A 9,299-nucleotide genomic window follows, 5' to 3' on the forward strand; every position below is an offset into this window, starting at 1 on the left:
TTTGTAATTCAAGAAAAAAGCCCCGCAACATTGCGGAGCTTTTGGACGCGTCAGACTTTGGCCGGTGCTGATCTCGGTCCGGCAATCAACCAGATGATAAACCCGAGGATCGGCAGGACCAACACCAGCAGGCACCATAGAACTTTCGAGCCCGTGGAGTTGTTCGACCCGATTATCGACACGAAAGCCCAGATGTTCAGTACGAGAAGAATGAGACCTCCGATGCCCGTGATTTCAATTCCCATGATCTTTTCCTCCGGCCGCCTCAGGCGGCGCTGACTTCACTTTCGCTTTTCAAAACTTCGTCGCCGTCGTCCTGTTCGATCAGATACGCCGGTTCATCCTCACTGGCATCCCGGGTGATTTCGGACCCGTCGATCTTGACGGTGGTCTTTTGGGTGTAGACCTTCGTGATCGTTCCCGATCCGGTGCCATTGCCCCACTCCCATTGGACTTTATCGCCTTCGCTGCGTGACATGAGCTTACCGATCGCGCAGAGCCGAGATCAGCTCGTTCTTGGTCATGTCCGATCGCCCGTCGATGTCGAGCTCCTGTGCGCGGTCGTAAAGCTCGTCCTTGGTCCAGTCTTCGTAGGGCGGCGCCTTGCCACCTTTCTTGGACGGGTTCTGACTATCGCTGGCCTGCGCGTTCGCGATGCGCGCGGCAGCCTCCTTGCTGTAGCCGTCGTCGCGCAGGGATTCGTAGGTTTCGTCGTCTTTGATCGAGGATCCGTGATTGTCAGCCATCGGTCTTACCCGTCCGTCGTCGCGGCCGCCGCCGGTGCTTCGGTCTCTTCGCCCGGCTCATTGCCTTGTGCAGAAAGGTTGGCCAGATAAGCGAAGAACAGCACGGCAACAAAGATCGCCACTGCAATGAAACCCCAGATGACCGGGCGGTGGCGTTTGGATTGTTTGTCGACGTTTGTTGATGGAGCGGACATTCGTGTACCTCTCGAATTCTGAATTTCACCCGCCCAACGCATAATTCTGTTGAAAGTTCCCACACTGTTGCGTCGGAACCGGTGGCGGGAAAGCGCGTTAAGGGGCGAAGGTGGCGTGGTTTGCGACCGCCCATCCCGATTTATTGTCTGAAAGGAATTTGTGCATGGCCACGGCTGATCTGACCAAAGGACCGACCTGGAAAGCACTCGCCTGGGTGTCCGCGCCGATGACCTTCGGCATTTTCGCGGTTCTGAGTGTCGGTTTGGCAGACGCCTATTTCCTTGGACAATTGGGGCAGGCGCCCCTGGCGGCGGTGGGTTTTATCTACCCGGTGACAACTGCGCTGACGTCGCTGTCCATCGGGCTGTCCGCCGGGGCCAACGCGGTGGTGTCGCAGACCATCGGCCGCGATCGGGATGATACAGAGGCACCTATCCGGCTTGCGCTGCATTCGCTGGGGCTTGGCCTTGGGTTAGCCATTCTGGTGGCGCTTGGGTTTCATTTCTTCGCGCCGACGCTTTTTCAGTGGATGGGCGCAGAAGGCGCCGCGTTGGAAGAAACGCGGGCCTACGTGCCGTTCTGGGCGCTGTCCTTTCCCTTTCTCGTGCTGATGATGGTGTGCAATGCGGTGTTCCGCGCACATGGGGACGGTGCCACCTCGGCGGCGATCATGGTTCTTGCGGCGGTGGTCAATATCGCCATCAACCCGCTGCTGATCTTCGGCTGGGGGCCGATCCCCGGCATGGGAACCGAAGGCGCAGCACTGGCCACAACCATCGGACGCGCCGTCGGTGCGGGTACGGCAGTTTGGTACGCGTGGCGATGCGGGATGCTCACTGTGTGCGAAAAACCCCTGAAAGGCCTGTGGTCCTCGATACGCGAGGTGATCGCGGTCGGTGTTCCGGCAGCCGGGTCGAACGCGATCAATCCGGCGGGTATGGCGCTAGTGACGGCGGCGGTTGCGACACTTGGCGAAGCGGCCGTAGCCGGGTTCGGAGCGGCAACGCGGGTGCAATCGGTTGCGCTCGTGGCGTTGTTTGCGCTGTCTGCCGGGATCGGTCCGGTGGTCGGGCAGAATTTTGGTGCGGAAAAGCAGGACCGGGCCCGGAGTGCGCTCAAGCAGGCGTGGTTGTTTTGTGTTGTCTACGGGGTGGTTCTTGCCACAGGTGTCACGATATTTGCCGACCAGATCGCAGGGTTCTTTGCCGACGGCTCCGAAGCGCGGGACTACGCGGCGCAATATCTGCGGATCGTCAGCTGGAGCATCATGGGCTACGGCATCCTTGTCATTACCAACGCCGCCATGAACGCGCGGTCGAAAGCGGCCTATTCGCTGGGCCTGAGCCTGTCGCGGATTTTCGTCGTCTATGTGCCGTTGGCCTGGGCGTTGATGTGGATGTTCGACTACACCGGCATTCTGATGGCGGCAGTTCTGGCCAACACCTATGCCATCATCGGCGGTTTGTTCTGCGCGCAGGCGACCGGGATGATGACATCCGTGCAGGGGCGTGAGGTCCCGAAGATCTTGCCACAAGCCAACGGGTGAGCGGTCAGGCCAGCTCGTCCCGCATGGCGCGGGTCTGGTTGCGCTCCTGACGATAGGCGTCGGCGGCTGCAACCAGCGCGCGGAAGATGGCACGCTGGCCGTGCGCGTAAAACAGGTGCTCCGGGTGCCACTGCACGCCAAGTGCGAAAGGGTCGCGCACACGTTCGATCGCCTGAACCATGCCGCCGGTGTCACGCGCCGACACGCGCAAGCCTTCGCCAAGCTTATCCACCGCCTGCGTGTGCAACGCGTTAACCTTCATCGGTTGTTCTCCGCTGATCAGCGACAGGTGGGTCGCTTCTTCCACGCAGATCTCGCGCTTTGGCAGGATCGTCTTGATCTTGCGATCAGGGCCGTAGGTTGTCCACGCATCCTGATCCAACGTCCCGCCAAGCGCGACGTTCAACATCTGTGAGCCACGACAAATGCCCAAGACGGGGATGTTTTGGTCGAGCGCCGCTTCGGCGAGGCAGCGCTCCAATTCGTCACGGTCGGGATCGAGCCGCGCGGAAATGCCCAGCTTGCCACCGTAAAGCTCTGGCCCGATATCATCGCCACCGCCGATGATGAGGCCGTCCACGTCCTCGAGATCCACGACACGCCCGACACCCCAGCGCACACCCCGACCTCCGGTGATCCAGAGGTTCAGATTGATGAGCGGAAACACCCGCCATCCCGTGCGCGACGAGGTGGTGACGGCGATCAGAGGTCGTTGCATATATCGGCCTTTGCCTTGTGCTGTTCCAGCAGGGTGTCGATGGTGCGCACCCAGACGGATTTTCGTTCGAACCATGCGGAATCGTGGGTCTGCCACGCGGATTTAAGCGCCGCGAGAAGATCGTCATTGGCAGCGACCAATTCGACCTGCCGCCAAAGCTGCCAGGGTTGACGAAGGGACCAGTCCGCTTCGTCGATGCGGCTGTCGGGCAGGCGGAAGTGGAAGGTCGGACGTGCTGAAGTTTTGTCGTCGATATTGAAGATCTCGGCAAAGAGATCGGGTTCCGCGTGTTTGAACAGCGGCAGAAGATCGAGGCTCTGGTTGCGGCTTTTGATATGCCTCGCCGCAATGCGCATCAAATCGGCCAAGGTGTCAAAGCGGGTGTTCGCGAGGGCCGAGATGAAGCCGTTGGGCCAAGCGCCGACGAAGGGCATCATGCGCCGCGTCGCGTCGACCTGTTCCTTTGCCCGCAGCCAGGGTTCGAGCATCGCGTAGGCCGTGATGGTGTCGAGCGTGAAGCGGTGATCCGGCGCGACCACTTCGGGGTTCACGTGAACGCCGAAGCCGAGCAATACCCCGCTGCGCGAACCCATTGCGCCGATGTTGCGCAGGGATTGGCAGATCGCGTTGAACTCTTCGAGTTGGCTCCGGCTCAGCGGCGGGGTGACCACTTCGACCGGGATGAGACCTCGGAACGCATCGAGGCTTTCCTGTAGAAACGGCAGGTCCTCGCGTTTGCGCAGCGAAATGTCGAGTTCGACCTCAATGTCTCCGAATTTCGTGTCGCAGACCGTCACGCTGTGATCGCCACGATCTTTGAGCGTTCCGCCAAAATCCCGCGCGATGAGTTCACCGGTCTCCATTTCCGTCGGGCCAGCGAATTCGATCTCGATGCCGCACAGGCGCTCGTGACCGTCTGCGGTGGTGTCCATCGGCAGGGGAGGGAAGTGTGGATCGTTTTGTATCATGTCACGCCTGTGTCGGAGCGATGTCCTTGCTGATCTCAGGCTGGCTCTCAGGCGCGTGCGCCAGATAGGCGGTCGTCCATACCAGCACCGGGAGCGACACAATCCCACCGATTGGACCCCAGATCCAGAGGCCGAAGAGGATTGCCAGGAAGACGACAAGCGGGTTCAGTTGTAAACGTTGGCCGACAAGGGTGGGCGTGACGAATTGCGCCTCGGTCATGTTCAAAGTGAAATAGGCCAGCGCGGGCAGAAGCGCATACGCTCCGTTGAATTCGGTAAATCCTGCAACACCGAAGGCCACCAGCAACATGACGGGCCCGAGATACAGCACGAAGTTGAGAATGAATGCGGCCGCGCCCCAAAGGAGCGGGTTCGGGAGACCGATGATCGTCATGGCGGCAAACACAGCCGTGCCAAGCCCGGCGTTGATCGCGGTGACGGTGACAAAATAATGCGACACTGCCCTGTCGGCTTGGCGCATCGAGGAGGCGCGGCCGGGGAAATAGGCGTAGATCTCATTTTGCGTCAGTGTGAAGAAGAAAAACGTGCCGGCAAAGGTGAGCAATTGCGCCGCGAAATTCGGCGCGACCCAGAGCGCGTCCAGAATGCCGGGCATCGCCTCTTCCATCGCTTCGCCATCTTCGGCGAGGCTTTGCTCCAATTCGAACTGGACCGACTCCAGCCCCCGGATCGCGCGGCTGGCCTCGATCACCCACCAACGGATTTCATCTTCGATCCGCGGCAATTGACCGATCAAGTCCATCACGATTGGGCCCAACCCGGCGATCAGCACGACCGTGATGATGGCGACGATCAGCAGGCTGATGCTGGCACTGACCGCACGCGGAACACCCAGCCGCGCCAGAAGGCGCATGCCGGGTGCCGCGACGATCGCGATGATGAGACCCAAAGTCACCGGGGCGAGCAGGCCCATTGCCAGTTTCATGGCAGTGACGACCGTGACCAGTGCAACAAGCACCATGCAGATGGTCTGCGTTTTGGCGCGTGTCTCGGAATGTGACAGCATCAGGCGCGCTGCTGCGCGTCAGAGAATTCCGATCGCGCTTCGCGGATGCCGCTTTCGACGGCAGCTTTGCCTTGGCGTTCCAGCTTGGCCAATTCTTCATGCAGAACCGCTTCGGCATCGCGCATCACCTTGTCACGCGTAGCCCCCATCAGGTCGGCCTCGGCCTTGGTCGAGGGCAACAGCGCACCGATGAGAGCCCCGATTCCGGCAACGATGGCACCGGTGAGGAAGGGCTGGCTGTCATGCGCTTCGCGCGCCTGCTTCGATGCGCGGCGGGCCTGGCGTTCGACCTTTTCCTGCGCGTCGATCACCTTGAGGCGTGCCTCGGTCACGCGGGCGCGAGCTTCGGGCGGCAGTTTGTCGAGCCCCTTGTCCAATGACTTGCGCAAGGTCGAGGACGACTGCGCCCCTGCAAATCGACCGGAACGGGCCTGCGCGCGTGCTTTCATCTGCGCGTCGGCGCGGGCGATGCGATCGTCGTGGCCTTCCATCTCATCGTAAGATCTCAACTGCGGCTTGGACGACGCGTTGCTGTTGAGCGCAATCAAAGCCGCGCCCAGCCCGATCAAGGCCAGGCCCGTCGGTGCACGCTTTGCTCCGTTGAAAAGGGCGGTGGCGACCGTCTGGCCCAGATCGGCCGTTTGGCCGACCGCGCGTTTCGCGGTTGCCTCGGGGTTGACCGAATTGGCGAGGGCGCTGATGTGATCGGTCAGATGCGCCCGGTGTGTTTCTGCGTTGCGTTCGAGTTGGTCTGCGTTAGGCACGGGCCATCTCCTTTACTGCGTCAATGTCGGATTTGACTTGTTTCAGGGTACGTTTCGGGGCGAGCGATGCGGCCGAAATGCGGGATTTGCCGATCAGAGCAAAGATCAGGGCGATCGCCAGAAATGCGATGGCCACGATCAGTGCAGCCCAAGGCATGGGCACGCCCAGAGCGGCCACGCCAAGAACTGCTGCGACGGCCAATGCGCTGAGACCGACGAAGGCGACAAGTGCCGCGATGACGAAGAGCACAAGCCCTCCACCGGCGCGGGACGCGTTCTCGGATAATTCGCGACGGGCCAGTTGCAGTTCGGTGCGGAACAAGGCCCGCGCCTCGGTCAGGATGCTTCCGATCAGACTGCGGATATCGTGGGGTTGCGGGGTCGGCTGGGTCACTGGTCGGTCTCCGTACGGCTCAGGTGACCGGACCACGGATCGTCGTAATCCGCGACATGAGCCCCTTCGCTCGATTTCAGGAAGCGCGCGGCTGCGAAACCAACGAGAGCGGCACCACCAAGAAAGAGAAGCGGGTTCTTGCGGGCAAAGACGGCAACGTCATCGACCATCGCGTCGATCGGCTTGTCTCGCAACTGTGTCGCGACCGCGTTGATTTGGGCGCTGATTTGCTCCAAGGCCGCAGATTGCAGTGAATACGGCTCGAATTCATCACGGGCCGCATCTGCAGCGCTTGCCGCATCGTCCATCTCGTCAAGCGCCTGCGCGCGGGCGGCTTCGGCCTGTTCCTTGGCAGACGCAGCTGCCAGGTCTTTGGCGTCAGAGGCGATTTCCGTGGCGCGATCCTTGGCTTTGTCGAATTTGTCTTGTGTCGTGCTCATGGGGTTCTCCGTCGTAAAATTTCAATCAGGCAGCTGAAAACAGATCGCCGATCTTGCTGCGCAGGGTTTGGCGCTGTCGGGTCAGAACGGTGTGAAGCTCGTGATCCTCCGGCAAATCCTTGATCGCGGAATCGTAGCGCTTCACGACCGTTTCTTCGCCACCGGCAATCGCTTCGAGCACATTTGGCCCGAGTTTCGAGACATGGTCCCGAAACTTGACCACCACTTTTTGTACGTCACTCATCAAGGTGCCCGAGCTGTCGAGTTCGATGCCGCATCGCTTTGCGGTTTTATCGATCTCCGCGATATCCTTTTCGTGCTGGTCAGCCATATCCCGGATCAAGCCGCGGATGGAGGCATCAGCACGCTGGACAAGCTCTTCATATCCCTCGCTGACGTCGACCAACGTATCGAAAAGGGACTGCACGCAGTTGATGCTCACGTGATTTGTGTCGGACATGATGACCTCCTTGGCTTAGGACGGAACGCGTCAAACTGTTGACGGTTCCGTGAGCGCGCGGAGAGTTGCCGAGTGGCGTGGGGTCAAGCGTCGTCCGCTTGCGGTCTTTTCGGTTGTCCCGCACGGTGTATTCGAAGACGCAATCAGGCAGAGCCTTTGCTTACGAGGAGTGTCGACCTCTTGCGCGCCCAACCCTTCGACAAGCAACTGCTTAGCCGGACGAACCAATTTGCTGTGTCATAGCAATAGTTTCCGGATGAAAAAAGCTATTCAAAGACACCGTAAATTTCAGATCAACGGGCGTTTGACGATTTCAACGCCGACCGAATGTGCGGCTTCGGCAAGCTTGTCCGGGCGGTGGACGGTAAGGGTGTCATCGGCCCAAGTGGCGATGCCCTGCTCGCGCAGTTTCGCAAGCGTTTTGTTCGTATGTACCAAGGACAATCCCATTGCGTCCGCGATGTCCTGCTGCCGATAGGGAAGTGGGACCTGGTCGTTTTCGTTCAATCCCAGAGCCGTCAATCGGCGGAAAAACCGGTTCAGCACCCAAGCGATTTTCGCGAGCCCGTCCATCTGCCCAACGGCCGTCAGCATCTCGCCGAGAACCATCTCTTCTGTTGCGGCAACATGAGTCAGATCGAAGGCGCGTCTGGGCTGATTGCGGAACAATTCCCAGAATTCGGACCGGTTGAAGACACACATCGTCATGCGGGTCGTTGCTTCGACAGAGTGCTGCATTTCGCCCATGATGCCGCTCTGCAACCCGACAAAATCGCCCGGCAAAATGAACCCGACAACCTGTCTGCGACCGTCCTCCAACGTCTTGTACCGCAGACCCATGCCTTCGAGGGCAGTGTATAGCTGCGACGAGGATGCGCCTTCCGCCAGTAGTTCTGTGCCGGGCTGGGCTACGAACTCCCCGGTTTTGAACCTGGTCATAAAGTTCGCCTCGTCCTGCGACATGTCGTCGAAAAGATCGAGCTGGCGGAGCGGGCAGTTTTCGCAATTCGTTGTCATGATGCCTTGCTATGTCACAGTTTAATGAGAAGCGGTGCGATTGATGTCATAAACGGACAAACTCCAAAGGATTCTGACGTATGACCGAGGTGCTTTCAGCAACTCCAAAAACACTCATTGTATCCGACAACGTCGTCGAAGCCGAGGATTTGACCGAAATGCTTGCCGAGTGCGGTCTTGGGCCGATTGCGCATGCGCGCGATGTTCGGGGCGCGCGGGACCTGTTTGCTTCGACGAACGGATCATTGGAATTGATGATTTTCGGATTGTCGCTTCACAAGCCGGACGCCAAAGGGTTTCTTGAAACCGTGGCATCCGAGCGAAAGCCGCTAGTGGTGATCGACGGCCAGAAGGATGCGGCCGAATTGAACGGGGCGGGCATTCTGCTCCGCCCCTTTTCGACCAATGATGTGATGGCCGCACTAAAGCATGTCGGGCTAAGCGATTAAGCACGCTTATTCAGCGCCATTCCGATGAGAACGCCGACACCGATGGCGCCAAGCACGGCCAGTGTCGGATTTCGGCGGACCGCACCATCGAATTCGCTTTGGAAAGTATGCGCCGCATCGGCTGTCGTATCAGCGACGTGGGTTGCCGTTTCCTTCACCGATTGCGCGACGGTATCGACGCTTTCCTGAGTTGCCGAAACGACATCCTGTAAGCGATCTTTGCTCTTTGTTTTGGTGCTGGGTTTGTCGGTCTGTGCGGTTGGGGCAGATGCGGTTGTTTGTGCCATGATACTGTCTCCTTTTTCTGGACGCCCAACGCGCCGTGACAGCCAAAGTTCCTCGGAACTCTTTGGATGCGCGGCGGGTTTACCGCTCAGTTGATAATGAAAGGAAGGACGGACTCATGTTATACTGGGCGGCAATCTTCTTAGTCATTGCTCTCATCGCAGCCTTGTTTGGCTTTGGCGGCATCGCATCGGCATCGGCGGGGATCGCACAGATCCTGTTCTTTGTATTCCTGGTGCTCTTCGTCGTCACCCTGATCGTCAGAGCGGTCAGATCGTAAAACGAAAAAA

At 59.5% G+C, this 9,299-nt stretch carries 16 protein-coding genes; 3 read left to right on the forward strand and 13 right to left on the reverse strand.

The genetic code is table 11. The features are described from left to right. Positions 1 to 50 precede the first annotated feature (50 nt). The 4 genes from Q1B16_RS11990 to Q1B16_RS12005 are packed head-to-tail and all read right to left on the reverse strand — an operon-like array spanning position 51 to position 940. Complete coding sequence (locus Q1B16_RS11990; RefSeq protein WP_299788571.1) at positions 51 to 245, reverse strand: PLDc N-terminal domain-containing protein; 195 nt, start codon at positions 243 to 245, stop codon at positions 51 to 53. A 20-nt stretch (positions 246 to 265) separates the two neighbouring features. Then, the gene (locus Q1B16_RS11995; protein WP_299788574.1) at positions 266 to 478 is read right to left on the reverse strand and encodes a DUF2945 domain-containing protein; all 213 of its coding nucleotides are present in this window, start codon (positions 476 to 478) and stop codon (positions 266 to 268) included. A gap of 4 nt (positions 479 to 482) precedes the next feature. Then, positions 483 to 746 (reverse strand): Rho termination factor N-terminal domain-containing protein, encoded by a 264-nt coding sequence (locus Q1B16_RS12000; RefSeq protein WP_299788577.1) that lies wholly within the window; start codon positions 744 to 746, stop codon positions 483 to 485. A 5-nt stretch (positions 747 to 751) separates the two neighbouring features. Then, the gene (locus Q1B16_RS12005; protein WP_299788580.1) at positions 752 to 940 is read right to left on the reverse strand and encodes a hypothetical protein; all 189 of its coding nucleotides are present in this window, start codon (positions 938 to 940) and stop codon (positions 752 to 754) included. A gap of 164 nt (positions 941 to 1,104) precedes the next feature. Here Q1B16_RS12005 and Q1B16_RS12010 point away from each other — a divergent pair, with 164 nt between their 5' ends. Continuing rightward, positions 1,105 to 2,487 (forward strand): MATE family efflux transporter, encoded by a 1,383-nt coding sequence (locus Q1B16_RS12010; RefSeq protein ID WP_299788583.1) that lies wholly within the window; start codon positions 1,105 to 1,107, stop codon positions 2,485 to 2,487. A 4-nt stretch (positions 2,488 to 2,491) separates the two neighbouring features. On the opposite strand, the gene Q1B16_RS12015 is transcribed toward Q1B16_RS12010, so the two are convergent. From Q1B16_RS12015 to Q1B16_RS12050, 8 genes are all read right to left on the reverse strand, one after another. Beyond that, complete coding sequence (locus Q1B16_RS12015) at positions 2,492 to 3,205, reverse strand: gamma-glutamyl-gamma-aminobutyrate hydrolase family protein (RefSeq protein ID WP_299788586.1); 714 nt, start codon at positions 3,203 to 3,205, stop codon at positions 2,492 to 2,494. After that, complete coding sequence (locus tag Q1B16_RS12020) at positions 3,190 to 4,173, reverse strand: amidoligase family protein (protein ID WP_299788589.1); 984 nt, start codon at positions 4,171 to 4,173, stop codon at positions 3,190 to 3,192. The genes Q1B16_RS12015 and Q1B16_RS12020 overlap by 16 nt, the downstream gene beginning before the upstream one ends. Position 4,174: 1 nt before the next feature. Further along, positions 4,175 to 5,200, reverse strand: a complete 1,026-nt coding sequence (locus tag Q1B16_RS12025) for an AI-2E family transporter (protein WP_299788592.1) — start codon at positions 5,198 to 5,200, stop codon at positions 4,175 to 4,177. Next, entirely contained in the window at positions 5,200 to 5,964 is a 765-nt protein-coding gene (locus Q1B16_RS12030) for a hypothetical protein (protein ID WP_299788595.1), read from the reverse strand. Before Q1B16_RS12030 ends, Q1B16_RS12025 begins: the two co-directional genes overlap by 1 nt. Next, on the reverse strand, positions 5,957 to 6,358 hold the full coding sequence (locus Q1B16_RS12035) for a phage holin family protein (RefSeq protein ID WP_299788598.1): 402 nt from the start codon (positions 6,356 to 6,358) through the stop codon (positions 5,957 to 5,959). Before Q1B16_RS12035 ends, Q1B16_RS12030 begins: the two co-directional genes overlap by 8 nt. Further along, positions 6,355 to 6,798: a hypothetical protein gene (locus Q1B16_RS12040; protein WP_299788601.1), complete on the reverse strand. Its 444-nt coding sequence runs from the start codon at positions 6,796 to 6,798 to the stop codon at positions 6,355 to 6,357. Before Q1B16_RS12040 ends, Q1B16_RS12035 begins: the two co-directional genes overlap by 4 nt. 25 nt (positions 6,799 to 6,823) lie before the next feature. Beyond that, complete coding sequence (locus Q1B16_RS12045; RefSeq protein WP_299788604.1) at positions 6,824 to 7,258, reverse strand: DUF2383 domain-containing protein; 435 nt, start codon at positions 7,256 to 7,258, stop codon at positions 6,824 to 6,826. 288 nt (positions 7,259 to 7,546) lie between these two features. Next, the gene (locus Q1B16_RS12050; RefSeq protein WP_299788607.1) at positions 7,547 to 8,275 is read right to left on the reverse strand and encodes a Crp/Fnr family transcriptional regulator; all 729 of its coding nucleotides are present in this window, start codon (positions 8,273 to 8,275) and stop codon (positions 7,547 to 7,549) included. 80 nt (positions 8,276 to 8,355) lie between these two features. Between Q1B16_RS12050 and Q1B16_RS12055 the strand changes: the two genes are divergently transcribed. Then, positions 8,356 to 8,724: a hypothetical protein gene (locus Q1B16_RS12055; protein ID WP_299788609.1), complete on the forward strand. Its 369-nt coding sequence runs from the start codon at positions 8,356 to 8,358 to the stop codon at positions 8,722 to 8,724. Here Q1B16_RS12055 and Q1B16_RS12060 read toward each other — a convergent pair. Next, positions 8,721 to 9,011: a hypothetical protein gene (locus tag Q1B16_RS12060; protein ID WP_299788612.1), complete on the reverse strand. Its 291-nt coding sequence runs from the start codon at positions 9,009 to 9,011 to the stop codon at positions 8,721 to 8,723. The two genes, Q1B16_RS12055 and Q1B16_RS12060, sit on opposite strands and share 4 nt — an antisense overlap. A 116-nt stretch (positions 9,012 to 9,127) precedes the next feature. On the opposite strand from Q1B16_RS12060, the gene Q1B16_RS12065 reads away from it, so the two are divergent. Beyond that, positions 9,128 to 9,289 (forward strand): DUF1328 domain-containing protein, encoded by a 162-nt coding sequence (locus Q1B16_RS12065; RefSeq protein ID WP_299788615.1) that lies wholly within the window; start codon positions 9,128 to 9,130, stop codon positions 9,287 to 9,289. The last annotated feature ends 10 nt before the right edge of the window (positions 9,290 to 9,299 follow it).

The organism is uncultured Marivita sp., assembly GCF_947488135.1.
GTDB lineage: Bacteria > Pseudomonadota > Alphaproteobacteria > Rhodobacterales > Rhodobacteraceae > Marivita.